Source organism: Sulfitobacter albidus (assembly GCF_018200035.1).
GTDB classification, from domain to species: Bacteria; Pseudomonadota; Alphaproteobacteria; order Rhodobacterales; family Rhodobacteraceae; genus Sulfitobacter; species Sulfitobacter albidus.
The window spans coordinates 897,418-917,842 of the sequence record NZ_CP073581.1 but is presented as its reverse complement, the minus strand read 5'-3'; the positions used below and the strand labels follow the sequence as shown (position 1 = coordinate 917,842).

General features: G+C 64.1%; 2 protein-coding genes. Both read right to left on the bottom strand.

Translation table 11 applies throughout. From position 1 onward, the window contains the following. Position 1: 1 nt before the first annotated feature. A complete protein-coding gene (locus KDD17_RS04295; protein ID WP_212705440.1) occupies positions 2 to 13,090 on the bottom strand; it encodes a tandem-95 repeat protein in 13,089 nt (4,362 codons plus the stop codon). Beyond that, positions 13,087 to 20,370, bottom strand: coding sequence for a calcium-binding protein (locus KDD17_RS04290; RefSeq protein ID WP_212705439.1), 7,284 nt, complete (start codon positions 20,368 to 20,370; stop codon positions 13,087 to 13,089). Before KDD17_RS04290 ends, KDD17_RS04295 begins: the two co-directional genes overlap by 4 nt. Positions 20,371 to 20,425: the final 55 nt, after the last annotated feature.

Genomic DNA, 20,425 nt, shown 5'->3' with positions numbered 1-20,425 from the left:
GTCAATAGAAGGTAAACTGATCCTGGTCCAGCGCAGCCAGACGCGTACCGGCAAGGAAGATCTCGTCCCCGCCCCCCAGATCCAGCAGCACGCCGCTCCAGGTTTGCTGGGCCTGGGCCATGAGGGCCGCAAAATCCTCGATCCCATCAACGCTGATTGCAAGCGTATCGCCTGCAATCGGCGCGCCGCTGCGGCTGCGCGCGGGCTGGAAGCCATAGATGACGTCCTGTCCGTCGCCGGTGCCAAAACGGAACGTGTCGTCACCGCTGCCCGCAAACAGAAGATCATTGCCGGTGCCGCCGGTGATGTCGTCATCCCCACCACCCGCAAAGATCAGATCATTGCCCGCGCCGCCGCGCAGCGTATCATTGCCGCCCGAGGCGAAAAGATGATCGGCGCCGCTGCCGCCATCGAGCAGATCGTTGCCGCGCCCGCCAAACAGATTGTCGCGCCCGGCCCCGCCAAAGAGCGCGTCGTTGCCGCCCCCCGCAAACAGGTTGTCGCTGCCCCCTCCGCCCGCGAGCAGATTATCACCACTGCCACCAAAGAGTGCGTCGGAGCCGTCATCGCCCTCAGAGACAGTCTCATAGGTGTTGCGCACATCGACCGATACCGTCGCCTGCGCTGTCGCGGTGCCATCGGTCACGGTGTACGTGAATTGATCCAGACCCTGCTGATCAAAGGCCGCGACATAGCGGATCGCGCCATCCTGATCGAGCGACACGGCACCTGTGCCCGTCGCGGTCACGCCGATCACTTCCAGCGCCGTGCCGTCCGGTCCGCTGTCGTTGGCCAGCAGGTCCGCCTGGCTCAGCTCCAGCGGTTCGGTCACATCGGTGGCAAAGCTGTCGTTCGCCGCCAGGACAGTCGGCGCCACGCCCTCTTCGATGACGAGGCTGAAATCCTCGGTTGCAAAATCTGTGCCGTCGGTTGCCGTCAGACGCAGATCAACGCGACCGACCGCCGCCGCAGGTGCTGTGCCCGTAAAGGACACACCATCAAACGACAGCCACGCGGGCAGCGGCGATCCATCCACCAGCGTCGCCGCCAGCGACAGCGTATCGCCGTCCGCATCGGTGAAGACATCCGCAGGCAGGGTGACGCTGAAGCCGGTCCCGCTCGTCAGCGCGGCACCCGTATCATCGAGCGTCACATCGCCCAGCGGGTTCGCCACCACCGGCGCATCCTGACGCCCCAGAACCGTGAGGGTGAAATCATCCGAAATCGTTTCGACCCCGTCCGAGATTGCCAGCCGCAGCGCAATATCGCCAAAATAGTCCTGCGGCGGTGTCCCGCTCAGCGTCAGGCTCTGCGGGTCAAAGGCGATCCAGTCCGGCAGGGCCGAACCGTCCGCCCGCGTCAGCGCAAAGCTCAGCGTGTCGCCGTCGACATCGTCGTAGATGCCCTGCTGCAGGATGATGCTGAATGTCGTGTCTTCGGTGGCCGAGCGGTCCGAGAGCGGCGCGCGCAGCACCGGAATGTCGTTGACCGGGTCAATGACCAGATCAAAGTCGCGCGTTGTCTGAAATTGCCCGTCGCTTGCCGTCAGCTCAAGCGCGACGCGCCCGTTGAAATCAGCGGGCGGCTGGCCCGAAAGCCCACGGGTGGCCGCGTCGAAACTCAGCCAGTCCGGCAGGGCGATGCCGCCCGCGCGTGTCACGGTCAGCGTCAGCGCATCCCCGTTGGGATCGCGGATCGCCCCGGCGGGCAGGGTCAGGTCAATCGCCGTGTCCTCGCGCCCCGTCAGCGGGCCAATCGCGTCAATCTCGGGCGCAAGGTTGGGCAGCGTCAGATCGAGGTGCAGCGCGGCAGTGTCCTGAAGCGTGCCGTCGCTGACCGTGTAGCTCAGCGTCACGCGCCCCGCCAGCTGCGCGTCGCGGCTGATGACGATATCGCCGTCTTCGGTCACCTCGACCGCGACACCCGCGGCACCGGTGGCGCCAACGATGCTCATCGGATCGCCCTCGGGATCGCTGTCATTGGCCAACAGGTCAGCGGCGGCGATGGTAAAGACCGTCTGCGTGCCTGCATCTACCGTATCGTCCTGCGCGCGCGGCGCGTCGTTGACCGCGGCCACGCTCAGCACCAGCGGTCGCACCGTCTGGACCGCCCCGTCCGAGGCCACAATCTCAAGCGCCACATCGCCGTTGAAATCAGTCGGGGGCTGCCCGGTGAGCGTCAGCGCCTGCGCGTCGAACGCAAGCCATGCGGGCAGCGCGGCACCGTTGGGTCCGCGCACATCGACCACAAGCGTATCGCCATCGGCATCGGTGAAGAGCGCCGCGTCGAGGGTCGTGGCATAGGCCGTATCCTCGACACCACCTTGCAGGCTAAAGGGCGCAATCACCGGGGCATCATTCACCGCCGCAAAGGTGAGCGTCAGCGGGCTGACGTTTTCGGCGACACCATCTGTGGCCACAAGCTCAAGCACGATGTCACCGCTGAAATCCGCCGGCGGCTGGCCCGAGACGGTCAGCGTATCCGCATCAAAGTTCAGCCATCCCGGCAGATCCCCGCCGTTCTGCGTGCGTAGGCTGACACTCACGGTATCGCCCTCTGGATCGCTGAAATCACCGGGGTTCAGTGCGGCGGAGAAGGCCGCGTCTTCCTGCCCTGTCAGGGTCAGTTCGGGCACGATCGGCGCATCGTTGACGGGCACCAGATAGATCGTCACACGGGCCGTGGCCTCCGCGCCCAGACCGTTGAGCACGGTATAGTTGAAACCGGTCACGCCATCGCGGTCCGCATCGGGTGTGATGATCAGACGGCCCTCGCCGTCGTCAACCACACTCAGCCCGTCCTCGGCAGAAATTCCCGTGAACAGCAGGCCGCTGCCGTCGGGATCGTTGTCATTCGCGAGCAGATCCGGGATGAGCAACGTGATCGGTGTATCCTCGACCCCGTTGATGTTGTCGTTGCCCGGACGCGGATCATCCGCCACCGGCAGCACCTCCAGCGTCGCGCGCGCCATGACCGGCAGGCCGATCCCGTCGGAAACTTCATATTCGAAGTGGAACGTGCCGAACGCATCGGCGGGCGGGGCAAAACGGTAGGTACCATCGGCTTCTGGCGTGATCTCGTCACCGCGGAAATACAGGTTCTCGCCGATGACGTCGATCACCTGCGTCTCCCACAGTCCGGTGAGCGTCAGCGGATGGCCGTCGGGATCGCTGTCATTGGCCAAAAGGTCAGCCGGGTCGATCACGATCACCGTATCCTCAAGGATCGCGGGCAAGGTATCGAACACCGCCAGCGGGCGGTCGTTTTCGGGGTTGAGCCGGATCGACACGAAGCCCTCGACCGACGCGCCGCGGGCGTCTTCGACGACGTAGTGGAAGCCCGCGTTCCCGAAATAATCCGCGCGCGGGGTAAAGCGTGCGATGGTGCCATCCAGCGTGACGCTGCCGTTTTCGGGATCGGTCACGGAGACGACCGAAAAGGCGTCGCCCTCGACGTCGACATCGTTGCCGATGATTGTCGCCATATCGACGGTGATGACCGCGTCCTCGGTGCTGTTGATGACCGGATCGGGGTTCAGGATCGGCGCGTCATTGACCGGGGTCATGTCGAACACGACCGTGCCCACCGCGCTGTCGCGCCCGTCCGTCACCCGGTAGCGCAGCGTGGCTTCGCCATTGAAATCCGGGTCCGCCACGAATTGATAGCGCCCGTCCGGCAGGGTAAAGAGCGTGCCGTTCTCGGCCCCCGGCAGGAAGCTGTCAAAGCTGAAGGCATCGCCGTCGGGATCGCCGTCGTTGGCCAGCAGATCGGCCACGGTAAAGGTGATCGGCGTATCCTCTGGCGCGGTAAAGCGATCCTCGGCCGCCACCGGCGCCGAATTGGTCGAGATCACGCGCAGGTTCACCTGCCCCATCGCCGCGCCATCGGTGCCGTCGGTCACGACATAGGTGAACGAGGCAGGCCCGTCGTAATTCGGTGTCGGCGTGAAGCGGATCACACCGGCGAGCATCTCGACCGTGCCGTTGACGGCATTGCCGACCGACAGCACGCTCAGCGTGTCGCCATCCACATCCGCATCATTGGCCAGCAGATCCTCGGGGCTGAGCATCAGGGTGCTGTCCTCGAGAACGTCGAACCGGTCGACGCCCGGTTCGGGCGGATCGTTGACCGCGGCAACCTCGACGATGAACTCGGCCATATCAAAGCCCTGCGCGTCGTCGGTGACCGCATAGGCATAGCTGAAGGTGCCATTGGCACCGGGACGCGGCGTATAGATGATCTGCGCGCCCTCATTGCCATCGGCCTCGACCGCGATGGTCTGGGTGTGGCTTTGCACGCCGTCGCTCAGCGTCACCTCGATCTCAAGCTGGGTGTGCACGTTGAAGGGCACCTCGCCGATCAGCTCCCCGGTGTCGCGGTCGATGCGGATCCAGAACGGCAGCGCGCTGCCATCGGCAAGCTGCGCGGTATAGACGGCGTTCTCCAGCGCGGGCAGCGCATCGGCAAAGACGCCGGTTGTGGCAGGCACGCTCGAACGGGCCTCTTGCGTGGGCGTAACGGTCGCATCGGGCAGGAATTCCGCCACCAGCGCACCCCAGCCCAGTGTCCTGTCGGCGAACGACAGGAAATCAACCGTATCGGCCACCCAGTCGATCGCCTCACCGATAACCTGCAATCCGCCCTCGAAAAGCTCAAACGTATAGCCCGCAATGCTGTCAGCAAAGATCACCATGTCGGTGCCCAACCCGCCGATATAGCTGTCGGCGCCGGTACTGTCGTGGAAGGTATCCTGACCCGCGCCCCCGATCAGCGTATTGTCAGCAGCGTTGCCAAAGAACACCTCGTGCCCCGCGCCGCCCACGGCATCCTCGATCACGGTGCCCGCCGCGATGCTGAGATTGCCGAACAGCCCGCCGATGTTGGAGAATGACGGCGCAATCGCCGCCGGATCGGACGCGCGCAGATCAATCCGGGAATTATTGTCGAAACCCGACAGATCCAGCGTGTCGTGCCCCGCGCCGTCGACGAGTGTCGAGGCGGTCGTATCGGCCCAGTCGGACCACGTCGCCCAGATATCGCTGACGTCGGACGTTATCGTGGTGTTGAAGCCCCAGACGGTATCATCGGTAAAGGCATTCGCGGTGCCGTAGCCTTGTGCGCCATAGATCGTATCCAGCGCCAGCCAGTCCACAACCATCGGCGTCTGCAGCAGCGCAAAATCGGCAGCCACGTTGAAATTCCAGCTCTGGCTGAAATACGACATCATCGTCGCCTGCCAGCTGTCGTTCTGGAACGTCTGGTCGATGCCAAACACGGCCGCGCCGTTATAGGCGCCCTGATGCCCCAGACCCAGCGTATGGCCAACCTCGTGGAACATGGTCTGAACGGTGTAGTCGTTATAGCCCGACCCGCCGCCGTTCCAATCGGCATCCACGTTGATATGCGACGACACAATGCGCCCGCCCGCCCCCACAACCGACGAGGCATAGGCCCGGCCCGGGTCATTGTCGCTAAAGGTGATATCCGCCGTCAGCGCATCCTGCGTCTCGCGGAATTCGAGGCCCATCGTCGCCTCGTAAAGCTTGAACACCTCGCGCACCAGTTCGGCGCGATCGGCGGTCAGCCCGTCTGGGTCAATCTCGGTGCCGTTCAGGGTATAGGTAATGACCCCGCTCTTGGCGTTTCCACCGGTATCGGTGACGTTGTAGTAGCGGTCGTCGGCGCCCCAATAGGTATCCTCGACAAATTCGGCGAGGGCCGCGAGATCGGCGAAATTGCCCTGCCCCTGCAGATCGGCAAGCTCCAGCGCGCCGCGCAGCTCCTCGATGCGGTCCTGACAGGTGCTGCATCCGCAGAAATCATTGCGGTCGTGGGTCAGGAAATCCTGCACCATCGCGACGCTGATCTCACCGCCCGTGTCGATGCCGTTATAGGCCCAGTCTGAGGCCGCGGTTTGGGCATCGGGCGTATAGCCCGCGGCGATCAGATCGGGGGTGCCGCTGTCCACCGACACCGGATCGACGGCGTCGATCAGGCTCAGCGTGCCGCGCGTCATCTCGATCTGGCCACCGTGGCGGATCGACACAAGGCGGATCGGATCGCCCTCCGCATCGGTCGCATTGGCCAGCAGATCGGCGATGGCGACGGTCAGCTGACCGTCCTCGAGCATTGTGAATGTCTCGTTCTGGGCCTCGGGCGCCTCGGGCGTGTTGCGCACCTCGACCACGATCAGCGCATCGTCGGAAACCGCGCCCTTGTCGTCCTCGGCGCTGTATTGCACGACCACATGACCGTAGAAATCGTCGGGCGTGATCAGGCTGAACCGGTCGTCGGAAATCGTCAGCTCTGTCGGCGCGCCCTCATCCGTAAAGCGCACGACATCGTCCACAGCCAGCTCTGTCAGGACGGCAAATGCCGGGCCGGTGGCGGGGGTTGCGGCAAGACGGACGGCGGGCGTGCCCACGAATGTTTCGGGCGGCGTGCCCGCGAAGGTCAGGCTCTCGGCGTGGAAGCTGAGCCACTCGGGCAGGTCCGCGCCGCTTTCACGGGTCGCGCTCAGCGGTGTCTGCGGCAGCTCCAGCGCGTAGAGCCCCTGCGCGGCAAAGAACGGATCATTGGCAAAGAGCGCGTTGATCGCCGCCAGATCCGGCGCCTGCGGATCAATCCAGACCTCGATGGCAAAACCGTCGCGCCCGAAATTGCGGGCATCCTCACCGGGGTCAAGCTCCTGCGGGGAATAACGCAGCTCAAGCCGGATGGGGTCGGTTGCGTCGACCGGGGCCGCATCGGTTTGCGTCAGGGCCAGCGTATCGGCGTCGAATTCTAGCCACAGCGGCAGGCGGCGGCCGTTGTCGGCCACCACGCTGAACGCGCCGCCCTCGGCGTCAAACACCATCAGGGGCGGGGTAAGGTTAACGCCGTTCGCGATGTCCGTCTCGGCGGGCAGTGTCGTTGTGTGGCTATAAAGCGTCTCGCCCGAGGCGAAGGTGAGCATCACGTCCAGCGCCCCGTTCTGCCCGTCCGCGCGGGCGCCCGACAGCGTCAGCGTCTGCGCATCGAATTCCAGACCCTCGGGCAGCGGTGCGCCGTCGTCCAGCGTCGCCGTGATGCTCGCTTGCGCGAACGCACCCGTATCAACGCCAAAACCAGCCTCGAACGGATCACGGTCGGTCAGATCGTTGGTCACATAGCCCAGCACATCCACCGCCGACAGGAACAGCACGTCGCCATCCGCATCCAGATCATTGCCAAAGATTTCGCCCGGAATGATCGTGATGATCTCATCCTCAAGGCCAAAGCCCAGATCGTCGCGCACCTCGGGGGCGCGGTTGGCGGGCAGGATCTGCACGGTGACGGTCGCGGTATCGAAACCGCCGTTGCCGTCGGTGATCTCATAAAGGAACGTCGCCTCACCGTTGTAATCGGTGCGCGGGGTGAACAGGATCATCCCGTCGCCGTCCAGCTCCACCCGACCATTTTCGGCAAAGCGGTCGAGCGCGGAGAGCACGATCACATCGTCCAGCGGGTCGGTGTCATCGGTATCGTTGGCCAGCAAATCCGCGGGATCAATCAGCAGCGGCGCGTTCTCAAGCGTGACGAAGCCACCGTCGTCACGCGCGATTGGCGCGTCATTGATCGGGATCACGTCCAGATCGACGGTGATAACGCCCACGGCCCCGCGCGCGTCGACCAGTTCGTAGTCGAAACTGGCAGCACCCAGCGCGTCGGGCGTGAAGGTTATGATGCCCGTATCCGCATCCAGTGTCACCGCACCATTGCGCGCCCCTGCCAGGCCCACAAATTCAAACGTGTCGCCCTCGATGTCATAGTCATTCGCCATCAACTCGGCGACGGTGACGATCTCGTCCAGACCCAGGCGTATGGTGCGATCATCGCGCGCGCTGCGCGGCGCATCATTCACGGGCGATACGTTGATCAGCACCTGCGCCGCCGAGGTCAAACCATCGGGATCGGCCAGCACATAGGTAAAGCCCGCAGGCCCCACGTGATCGGCGCGGAATTCCAGCTCGATAAACTGGCTGTAGGGGTCGAAGTTCTGCAACGCCTCCCCGTTGTTGAGCCAGGCGCGCGCGTTGCTCGCCTCGGCGATATAGGGCAGATTGGCCAGCCCGCCGGGCAGCGGATCGATCTTGTTGCCCTCAAGATCGAACAGGGGGAACACATCCACGATCGTCAATGGATCGCCGTCGATGTCGGTGTCATTGGCCAACAGATCCGCGAGGCTGATACGCCAGACAGTATCCTCGATCGCGTCGAACGGCCCGTCGTCGGTGCCCTCGGGCGCGTCGTTGACCGGGCGCAGGTTGACCTCGACCCGCGCCGAGGATTCGCGGCCAAAATCATCGCGCACGGTATAGGTAAAGAACGCATCCCCGTTGAAATTCTCGTCCCCGTCAAAGGCGATCATACCCTCTTCGGTCAGGCGCACGGTGCCGTTGACGGCCTCGCCCACGGCGATCAGCGTAATGTTGTAGTCGCTGCTGTCGCTGTCGTTTGCAATCAGGCTTGCGGGATCGATCAGCGCCGTCTCATCCTCGACACCAAAGCGGTAGATGTCGTCAACGGCGTTGAACCGGCCCAGACGCTGCAACAGGTCCAGCTGCGCGCGGTCCCAGACGGTCCCATCGTCAAACACGACCTCTTCGATACCCTCGATCCCGCTGGCAAAGTGGTTCACCACCCGCAGCGTATCGATGAGGAAGCCGTCGTCCCGCTCTAGCTCAAGCAGCATGTCGTCGCCTTCGCGCACGACCGACAGATCCTTGGGCGCGATGCCCGTCCCCAGCAAGACCTGATCGACCTCGCCGCCGGTGCCGGATTCGATCACCACGTCATGGCCGCTGTCATAGCCAAAGCGGTAGCCGTCAGAGCCGCCGCCGCCGGTGATCGTATCGTCGCCCCAGTTGCCGTCGATCACCTCGCCCGCGTCGCTGCCAAGGATGGTATCGTCGTAGACCGAGCCGCGGATTTCTTCGATCGCGACCAACGTGTCGCCCGCCGCATCCCCGGCCCCGCCGGTGCCTGCGGTCAGATCAAGCGAGATCGCCGTTTCGGCGTCGCTGTAGTCCGCGATGTCATAGCCCGCACGTCCGTCCAGCAGGTCCGCCCCGCCGCTGCCGCGCAGGATGTTGTCGGCGTCATTGCCGCGAATGGTGTCATCGTGGAACGAGCCGCGCACGATCTCGATGCTCTCGAAGGTGTCGCCGGTGGCACCGCCGCCGCCGCTCTCTCCGCTGGCCATGTCGACCAGCACGCCCTCGGTTGACAGCGTATAGGAGGCGATATCGATACCAGCGCCGCCGCGCATCACATCCGCACCGCGCCCGCCGATCAGCACATCGTCGCCGGCACCGCCGTCGAGCGTATCCGCCCCGCGCCGACCGATCAGGGTGTTGTCGCCCGCGTCGCCGGTCAGCACATCGTCGAATTCCGACCCCGTCAGATCCTCGATCGCCGTCAGCGTATCGCCGGTGGCGTCGCCCCCTGTCGCCGTGCCATCGGCCAGCGAGACCGTGACCGCCGCCTGCGAGGCGGCGTAGTCTGCGGTGTCGCGCCCGGCGCCCCCGTCGATCAGATCGCCATCTGCACCGCCTGCCAGCGCGTCGTCGCCCGCGCCGCCCAGCAGCGTGTCAACGCCCTCACGGCCCGAAAGCTCATCATCGCCCGCGCCGCCGTCCAGACGGTTGGCGCGCGCATCGCCGTAGAGTTCATCATTGCGGATCGAGCCGGTCAGCGCCTCGATATTGTCGAGAACGTCGCCCTCGCCGTCGCCACCCTGCACCAGTCGCGTCACCAGATCGGCGCGCACGCGGCCGTTGGAGTTCTCGTAGCTGACCGTGTCAAAGCCCGCACCACCGTCGATCCGGTCCTGTCCTGCGTCGCCCACGATCAGGTCGTCACCGCCCGCCGTCTCGATGCTGTCGTTGCCCTCACCGGCAAAAACCGTCTCCCCCCGGTCCGAGCCGAGGATCAGATCGGGCTGCGCCGTACCGTTCAGGATCAGGCTGTAGCCGCCACCAACCACGCCTTCGATCTGCGCCACATCCTCAAGCCCTTCGGCATCGCGGATCCGGTAATCCATTGAAATCGGGCCGGTATACCCTTCGGGCACGCGCACCACGACAAAGCCGTCGCGCACTTCGGCCACACCGACCGAGACGGCATCCACCCCGACAAAGAACACATCCTCTCCGTCGACATCAAAGTCATTGGCCAGAATGCTGCTGATGCGGATCACCAGCGGTATATTCAGGCCGGTAGTCGCCGCCGTGTCATCAACCGCCGTGGGCTGGTCGTTTACGGCGATGATCTGGATGTCCACAAACCCCTCGTCAGAGCCGAGGATGCCGTCGGTCACGGTGTAGAAGAAGCCCGATTCCTCGGTCTCGTTCAGGCCGGCGGTGTACAGGAAATCACCGTTCTCCAAACGCTCGATCGCGCCGGTGAAATCGCCCAGATAGATCTCTTCGAAGGTATTGGGCAGGCGCGCGGTGGTCAGCGTCAGCGGATCGCGGTCGATGTCGGTGTCGTTGGACAACAGGAACGCCGCCGGGATGACGATCTGCGTGTCCTCATAAAGGATGATCACATCGTCAAAGGCTTCGGGCGGGGCATCATCGACATTCTCAAAGAACATCGTCACCCGCGCGTCATCCACCGCCCCGTCGGGGTCCGAGACCGAATAGCTGAACGACGCCACACCCCAAAAATCCGCATCGGGGGTAAAGCGCAGCGTAGTCTCGTCGATCTGTTCGATCACGCCGTCGGCAGGATCCGACAGCGCCTGGAACGTCAGCCCCAGCCCTTCGACATCGGTGTCGTTCTGCATCAGGCTGATGAGCGAGATGATCAGCGGTTCGTCCTCGGTGCCATTGAGATAGGGCAGATCGGAGTAGTGATCGTTGCGCGCCTCTGGCCGGTCGTTGACGGAGGTCACATTGATCGTGATCTGCCCCTGCGTTTGGCCGCCCTGCCCGTCCCCGACGGTATAGATCAGGCGCGCCTCGCCAAAGAAATCGGCGCTGGGATCGAACCGCGCGGTGCCGTTGTCCAACTCGGTCACCCGACCGCCAAAGCTGCGCCGCACGTCGATCACCGTGAGCGGATCACCGTCGGGGTCAAAGTCGTTGGCGATCAGATCGGCGTAGTTGATGATCAGCGGCTGATCTTCGTCGGAGGTATAGACATCCGTCTGCGGCTGCGGCGCGTTGTTCACGGGCTCGACCCAGACCGAAACGGTATTGCTGGCCTCGGCCCCCTGAGCGTCGACGACCGTATAGCTGAAGCTGGCGTTGCCAAAGAAATAGGGCCGCGGCGTGACCTGCACATAGCCGTCATCGGTCAGCGCGACCACCAGATCGGCGGAGCTTTGCACCGATTGCAGGGTCAGCGCGTCACCGTCCACGTCGAAATCGTTTTGCAAAAGACGGAAGGTGGGGATCAGGAAATCGCGATCTTCGAAGGTCTCGAACCCGGTATCGGCCCGCGCGACGGGCGCGTCGTTCACCGCCGTCACGGTCAGGCTGACCCGTGCCTCGGCCACACCGTTTTCGGGTGTGGTCGCGGTATAGGTGAACGACGCCTCGCCGTTGTAGTTGGCGAAGGGGGTGAAGGTGATCTCCCCCGCGCTGTTGAGGTTGGCGGTGCCGCCGATCTCGTTGCCGACCTGACCGATCTGCAAACGGTCGCCGTCGATGTCGTTGGACAACAGACGCGCGGCGGGAATGCTGATCCAGCCATCCTCGGCCAAGGTAAAGCCGCTGTCGTCACGCGCCTCGGCGACGGGACGCACGCGCAGATCCACGCTGGCCGTCGCCTGGCCGTTGCGCCCGTCCGAGATCGTGTAACTGAACTGCGTCGCACCCGCGAACCCTTCGACGGGCGTAAACACGACCCGCCCCTGCGCGTCGAGCTCGGCAAAACCATCGGCGCCACCGTCGACCGCGATGATGGTCACCGTGTCGTTGTCAGCGTCGAAGTCGTTGCGCAGCAGCGTCTCCGGCGTCAGTACGATCTGCTCGCCTTCGGTGACCGAATAATAGCCATCGTTGCCCGCCACGGGCGCGTTGTTGTCCAGCAGCGTCAGCAGGGTGGCACGGTCCCAGATTTGCCCGTCAGAGAAGCGATATTCCTCGATCGCGGCGGTCGTCTGCGCCAGCGCGTCCACGATGGTCAGACTGTCGTCAGGGGTGGAAGCAAAGGTCAGGATGACGCTGTCGCTGCCCTTGAACAGCCGTGCGACGGCCACTTCGCTGGAGACGAAATCCTGCAAATCCAGCACATCGACTTCAGAGGCGCGGTAAGTGTCCAGATCCTCGATCCGGTCGTGGCCAAACCCCTTGCGGAAGACATACAGATCGTTGCCAGAGCTGCCGATGATCGTGTCGTTGCCCGCACTGCCGGTGAACACATCGTCGCCGTAGAAACCCCAAACAATTTCACTGCCCGCGCCTTGCGCAAAATCAAGCGCCTGTACGCGCATCTCGGCGCGGTCCCATTCGGTGCCATCGCCAAAGACGATGCGGTCCACACCCTCGACCCCGGTGCCCGCGTTCCAGCTGACCGCAGGCTCCAGCGCGTTCTCGATCACGATACGGTCGCGCCCGCCCTGGAACACCAGCACCAGGTCATCGCGCAGAGGCCCCGCGCGCAGCGCGTAAGCCAGATCGCCCGTATTCAGCCCGTCGAGTACCAGCGTGTCACCGCTGTCGCGGCCTTCGTCAATGAAACGGTCGTCGCCGTCACCGGCGGCAAAGCGGTAGGTGTCGTTGCCCTCTCCGCCCGAGACCAGATCGGCACCGGCCCCGCCGGTCAGATCATCCGCGCCGTCGGTGCCCAGAACGATGTTGTCGGCCTCGGTCGCCTGCGCGGCGATCAGCCTGCTGGTGATCTGCGCCATTGGCCAGGTTGTGCCATCGTCGGTCAGCACCACCTGCGCCAGCGCGCTCACCCCATCGGCCAGCGCGCCGATCACCGTGACTTGCGCGCCACCCGGCAGACGCACGATCAGATCCTCACCCGCGATGCCGCGCCGGTCGAATGTGACCTCATCCTCGGAAAAGCCCGACAGTTCCAGCGTGTCCGCCGCACCTGTGGTATCGACGATCACATCCGATCCATCGCCCCGCGCGTAGCGGTAGACGTCCGCGCCCGTGCCGCCCAGCAGACGGTCGTCCCCCCCAGACCGGCAAGCGTATCGGCGCCCGAAGTTCCCAGCAGGCGGTCGTCGCCGTCGGTCGCGACCTGTGCCGCCGCGATAATGTCCGCAAAATCCCCCCGCCGCCAGACGGTGCCATCGTCAAAATGGATCTCGTCCACGCCGCGGTAGCCGCCATCGTTCGACCCGTCGAGCGTGAGGCGCGCGCCGTCGCCGGCGCCGATAGCACTGGGTGCCACGATCAATTCAAGGTCACTCTCGAACCCGGATTTCAGTGTCACTGCCGAAGGATCGACGTTCACCAGCCGCAGAATGTCCGTTTCGCGGAAGTTATAGACGTCATCCGAGATGTGATCGTTGCCGTCACCACGGGTCCAGAGGAAGGTATCGTCGCCGCCCTCCCCTTCGAGCAGATCATCGCCCGGCCCGCCCTCGAGCGTTTCGGCCAGATCCGACCCGGTGAGGTAATCCGCTCCGTCGGTTGCCGCGTTGGACAGAATCCGGCTGATGATGTCGCCGGTCGAGAGCACTGCTCCCCCGACAATCACCGCATCCACTCCGGGATTCGAGAAGGCGGTATAGGGCGAATCCTGCCCCGTTACCGTGCCCGCCATCACCAGACGCCCGCCGTCGCCCGCCCCCGGCGCGCTTTCCGCGATGCGGACGGCAAGCCCTTCGGTCGTGATCGCAAAATCCAGCTGGCTTTCCGTGACGCCGATCAGCTCGAGCCGGTTGATCGCGCCGTATTCCGACACCTCCAGCCGCGCCCCGTCCCGATTGCGTTCGCTGATGTCGAGGATCGTGTCATCGCCGTCCCCGTGGCGCCACTGGTAGACATCCGCGCCGCTGCCCCCGGCAACGGTATCGTCGCCCGTGCCCGCCGCGATGGTCTCGTCGCGCTCTGTCGCTACGATCCGGTCGGCACCGTCGGTTGCCTGCCCGGCGACAAGCGCGTCCAGCACATCGCCCGCGCTTAGCGTCCCATCGGTGAACTCGAACCGGTCCAGCATCCGGGAATTGGTCGCCAGCGGATCGTCAAAAGCGTCGATCAGGCGCACGGACCCTTCGGCGACCCCCGCAGCCGCATCGGCGTCGATGCGCAGCACCACGTCATCGCCGTCAAGCTCAAAGCGCACGTCACCGATTGCCAGATCGGCAAAGCGCAGCACATCCGTTCCGTCGTACCCGCTGTCGTCGATGACATCGTGGCCGTCCCCGGCGGTGTAGATGTAGACTTCATCGTTGCCAGAGCTGATGACCACGTCATCGCCCAATCCCAGCTCATACGTGGCGTCCTGTGTCGGCCCGTCGACCAGATCATTGCCGTCCGTCGCTTCGGGCGCGGGCGGGATCAACAGCGCCGCGATGTCGCTCGCCGTCCAGACCGTGCCGCCGGTGGCAAATCTGATCTGTTGCAGCGCGGTCCCGGTCGCGGAGGCGGCATTGAGCGTCTCAACCAGACGGATCGTGCCGCCGTCGCCCGCACCCGGTGCGCTTTCCGCGATGCGCACCAGCAGATGCGCGTTCTGCAACACCAGCGTGACGGCCTCGGGCGCAATACCCTCAAGCGTCAGATCGACCTGCGGTGTGTCAAAGGATTGCACCCTGACGATATCGTCCCCGTCTCCGCGCCGGTAGACAAGCGCGAGATCGGAGGCACGGGACAGGACCAGATCATCCCCCTCAAGCCCACTTGTTGTGCCGAGGTCAAAGGGTTCGACAATCAGATAATCATCGCCCGCCGTCGCGCCGCTGCCATCCTCGGTCAGCATCGCGATCAACTCGGTGCCGCTCAGGTCGGTCTGCGCGTCCACGAGCGTGAGCGTCAGGTTCTCCATCTCGAACGGGGTCGTGAGCCAGATCTGCGCGGCATCGCTGCCATCGCCCGCCCGGGGCGCAATCTCAAGCACGTAGCGGTCGCCGCGCAGCGCCATCGACAGCTCGTCCACGCTCACGCCAGTGAGCGACACCATCGTGCCCGGCCCGGCTGGGAAATCATCACCAGGGAAATCGGGGAAATCCCCGCCACCCTCAAGGTCGGGGTTGTCGACTGTGACCGGGCGATCCGGGCCTCCGGGGCCATCCGGGCCGCCGGGCCCCCCTTCATCCGCCGGCATCTCAACGATGAAGCGTCCGGTATCCGTGCCCCGGATGAAATCGAACGCGCCCTCGAAACGGCGCGGATCGGCAAGCTCTGCGGCCTGTGCATCCGCGATCAGCTGAGCAACCGGGATCAGGCCATCGGCGGTCTGCACGTGGGACACATCGGTGCCCGCAAAGCCCCCCGTCGCACTGCCGATCATCACCAGATCGCCCGGAACACCCCAGTCGATGACCAGCGTATCCACATCGCCAAAGCTGTTGGGATCGCCGATCAGGAACGCCTCGACATCCGCCGTGGCGGCGGCGCCGAGATTGACGTGAATTTCACCTTCGTGGCTGAACCCGGGATCATCAAAGATCCGCAACGTATCCACGCCGCCGGTATGGTTAAGCACGATGGTCTGCGTGCCCCAGACTTCGGCGTAGCCCATGAAATAGGTCTGATCGCCCGGATCGAGGTCAAAGCTCGTGACAAACGGCGGGATCTCGATCGGGGGGGTAAACTCCTCCGTCGGCGCTTCTGGCCAGTCGTCGAGCGCGTTCGCGATCTCATTGCCGGACAGGGCGGAGCCGTCCGCAAACTGAATATCCGTGACCGCATACAAGCCGTCCTCGATCCAGATCCGGTCCGACGTGCCGATCACCTCGATGATCAGATCATCCGTCGGACCCGCCCCGTCGATAACCGGCGCCTCAACCCCGGCGAATACCGATGGCAACAGACGGATCTGCGCCTGATTGAGATCCGGCAGGCTGATCGTCAGATCACCGATGTAGCGGCTGGAGTAGACAAAATCCTGACCATCACCGCGCCGGAAGACGACCGTATCGAAATCGCCATCGCCAAAGAATTCTCCGGTGTCGATCACATCATCGCCGCGCCCGCCCTCGAAGATCTCGATAAAGCCGGTGCCGGTCAGCGTGTCGTTGCCGTCGGTCGGCCCGTCCGCGCCGCCCAGAAGCGGCACCGTTGTTGTGATCGCCATCGCATCGAGTGTCGCCACATCCCAGATCGTGCCGTCCTCAAACAGGATCTGTTCGATCTGGTTCGCCCCGTCGCGGCCCTGCCCGCGCAGCGTGAGGCTGTCATCGCTGCCCGAAAAAGTAAGGATAAATCCCTGCTGCTGGTAGACATCGCGCGTGACGGTCACATCCGTGGGCGCGTGGCCACGAATGTCGATTGTCGCATTGCCGTTGCCAGAACGGGCCGCGACCACATCCTGCCCGTCGCCCGCGCGGAAGACGATTGTGCTGTCGTCCAGATCGCCGCGCAGGGTATCGTTGCCGGTGCCCGCCTCGATGGTCGTCGGCGTCCTGAGGGAGTGGATCTCGTCGTCACCCGCGGTGCTTTGCCCGTCGATGATCCGCTGGGTGATCTGCTGCGGCGTCAACACGCCATCGTCAAAGATAAAACTGCCGATGGTCTGACGGTTCTGACCGTTGTAGCTGCTGTAATCGAATCCATCCTCGATCACGACGCGGTCGTCAGTGTCCGCAAATGTAATGACCAGCTCGTTCGGCCCGGTCGCGGCATAGGCGAACTCCGCCTCCGCCAGGGTATAGCCGGTCAGCCGGAGCGTGTTGTTGACGCCCGAATCCTCGATCCGGTCCTGCCCGCCGCCGCGCTGGAAGATGAAATCGGTGCTGGGCGAGAAGCCGACCAGCATTTCGGAGGCGGGCGTCGAGACGACTGGCGCGCTGCCGACCGGGCGGATCTGCGCCTCGAATTGCAACGTGTTGTAGTGCGCGTTGGCGCGTGCGTTGATCTCGGTGCGGTCCCAGGTCGTTCCGTCGGCAAAGACGACCTGCGTGACGCGCGCAAAGTTGCTGGACCCGTTTTCGAGGGTGACACGCTGGCTGCCGCCCAGATCGAGGATGATGTCGTTGCTGCTGTCGCCGGGTGAGGCGATGACACGCACCTCACCTTCCAGGTGATCGGGCAGCTCGAGCACGTTGGCGTCGCCGCTCGATCCGCTTTCGTCGATCACATCGCGCCCATCGCCACGCCGGATGATAAACCGGTCGTCGCCCGCCCCGCCGTCGAGGGTGTCGTCGCCGCGCCCGCCTTCGAGCGTCTCGCTCAGCGTAGTGCCGATCAGCAGATCGTCAAATTCGGTTCCCGCCCCCGATGTGAGGTTGAGCAGTTGTTCCAGCGTGATTTCGGTACCATCGCCAAAGGTGACGCGGTCGATGCCCGCAAAGCTGGTGGAATAGCGCAGCACGATTTCGTCGTCGGTGCCGTCAAAGGTCAGCACCATGTCATTCGTGGTCACCGACCCGCTTTCGCTGGCGCCGATAGGACGGCGAACGGTCATTTCGCTATAGAGGTAACCCTCGATCAGCAAAACATCCGTCCCCGCGGTGTCAGTGATCACGTCACGCCCATCGCCCCGGCTGAAAAGATAGGTATCGTCGCCGGTGCCGCCGCGCAGATCGTCGTCACCGCGCCCGCCCTCGAATACGTCCTCGAGCGAGGAGCCGACCAGCAGGTCGTCCCCGTCGGTGGCCTGCGCCGCGGTGAGCGCGCGCATCAGCGCCGTGCGGTCCCAGACCACGCCATCGGCGAATACCAAAAGCGGCGGCACGGTGTCGGTGCGCGCGCGCACCAGGATCACCTGATCGCCGCTGTCGGGGAAATCAAGCATCAGATCAGGGCCGTCAACGGCCGTGATCCGCACCGTGACCTCGGTGGAGGCGTGATCGTTGAACACGATCTTGGTGCCGGTGGTGCGGTATCCCGTCCAGACGGTGTCGATCCCGTCGCCGCGACTGAAATACATCGTGGCGTCATTGTCGAGTTGCACGGAGTCGAACCCGCGTCCCGGCTGCAACGGGAAATCGGCGCCAAGCGCGCGCGCGTCGAAACGGTCCATGCCCGCGTTGGTCTGGCTTGCCGTGATGCCTGCGCGGATCTCTTCGACGCTCAGCACGGTGCCGTTTTCAAAGGCGAAGGTCTCAACCCAATTCGTGCTACCGGTGCCCGCACCGCCCAGGATCACCAGCGTCTCGCCCGTTCCCGCAAGGGTGGCGACCAGATCGTTGCCGACCTCGTCAAAAACAACATCCGCCTGGGTGATCCCCACACCAAAGACGACGCTGTCCACGCCACCGCTGTCAAAGGCGCTGTCGTCGCCATGCCCGTAGCCATAGCGGTAGGTGTCATCGCCGCCGCGCCCCTCCATCGCGTCCGATCCGGCCCCACCGTCCAGCGTGTCATCACGCGTCTCGAAACCGATCAAGCGGTCGTCGCCGTCGCTGCCCAGCAGCATCCGCGCGCGGACCTCATCGAGCGTCCATGTGACGTTGCCCGCGAATTCAAAGACTTCGATGGTGCGCGCGCCGAGCCCGTCCACGATGGTCAGCACGTCGGTGCCGTTGCCCAGATCGATGATCAGCGTGTCGCCGTCGCGCCGCAGGATTAGCGCTTCGGGATCGACCGTTGCGCCAAAAACAACACGGTCGACGGTGCCGTTGTCCACCTGCTCCTCGATCCGGTCGAGGTTGTATTCCACGCCAAAGGCGTAGCTGTCGGCGCGGTTGCCGCCGATCAGCAGATCGTCGCCCTGCCGCCCGTCCAGCACGTTTTCCTGATCCATAACCCCGGTCAGCACGTTGTCGCCGCGGTTGCCGCCCTCGATGTTGAGATCCTGTTCAACCTCGCGGATCGTCATGATCGAACCATCAAAGAACTTGAACCGCTCGACCCCGTGCGCGGTGCTTTTGAACTGGTCGCGGATGCGCAGCGTATCGGGGCGCTGGTCGATCTCGATCACCAGATCGTCGCCGTCACGGGTGAACAGGATGTTGTCGCGGGTGATGTCCCCGCCCAGATCCACGGTGTCATAGACCGGATCGGGCACGTGGCGGCGATCGTCCCAGCTGGCGCGCTCGCGCACGTCGATGATCACATCGTTGCCGTAGCCTGCATCAAAGACGTAGGTATCCCCGCCGTCACGCCCGATGATCGTGTCATTCCCGCCTCGGCTGTCGATCCGCTCGGCAAAGTTTGAACCTTCGATGATCTCATCGGCGGCGGTGCCGATGAGGTCGATATCCTCGGGGTTCACATCCGTGTGCACCAGCGTACCATCGGCAAAGATGAACTCCTCGACGGCGAATGCCTGTTTTTGCGCGCGCACGTATTGGTTTTCGAGCGTCAGCGTCTCACCGGTGGAGCGCAGGCGGATGATGAGATCAAGCGCGGTCCGGTCGAATTCGATGTCCGCAAAGGCGATATTGCGCATCTCGACCCGGTCGGCCCCGCCCGCGTCCAGAATGACGTCCGTGCCGTGCAGCGGCTGGAACACGTAGATATCGCCACCGCCCATGCCGACCAGCCGGTCATCGCCCAGGCCTCCATCAATGCTGTCAGCGACGTTGAAGCCATAGATCGTGTCGTCGCCATCGGTGCGCGCGATGTCGACGTAGTGCTGCAGCAGCTTGGTCCATTCCCAATTGGTCCCGTCACCAAAGGTAATGTCCTCGATCCGGTTGATGTAGCCGATGAAAGGAAATGTTTCGAGGTAGTCGGTCAGCACCACGCCGTCGTCGGTGCCGCGCACCATCAGGCGCAACGTGTCGCTCGCCCCATCGCGCAGGAAATCAAAGTCGGTCCAGCGCAGATCATCGCCAAAGATCAGGCGGTCCTTGGGTTTTTCGCCCAGGATCACGACGCTCAGATCATTGTCGAGGATCACATCCTCGCCGTCGCCCCGGCCAAAGTAATAGGTGTCGCCGCCCGCCAGACCGGTCAGGAAATCGTCGCCCGCCCCGCCCGACAGCTCATCGTCGCCGATAAAGCCGTAGATCGCATCGTCGCCCGCGGTCGCGGCCTGTTGCAGCACCAGCTGCATCATCCGCTCCACGTTGATCGAGGCACCCCCGTCAAAGACGAAGCGTTCGATCATGAAGGGCGAGACATAGTCGAATTCAAGCGACGGGTCGAATTCGCCCAGCGCGCCCGGGATCGGATTGCGCATTCCCCAGAACTGTTTCTCGATGGTCAGGCTGTCGCCGGTCTCGACCCCGTCGTTATCGAGCATCAGGATCGTCAGATCGTCTCCGTCGGCTTCGCGCACGAACTTCATGTTCGACAGGCGCAGACCTTCGGCAAAATACAGGTAGTCCACCCCGCCCTTCAGCGGCCCGATCCCCGCCTGACTGGCCGAGTTGAAGAAATCGGTC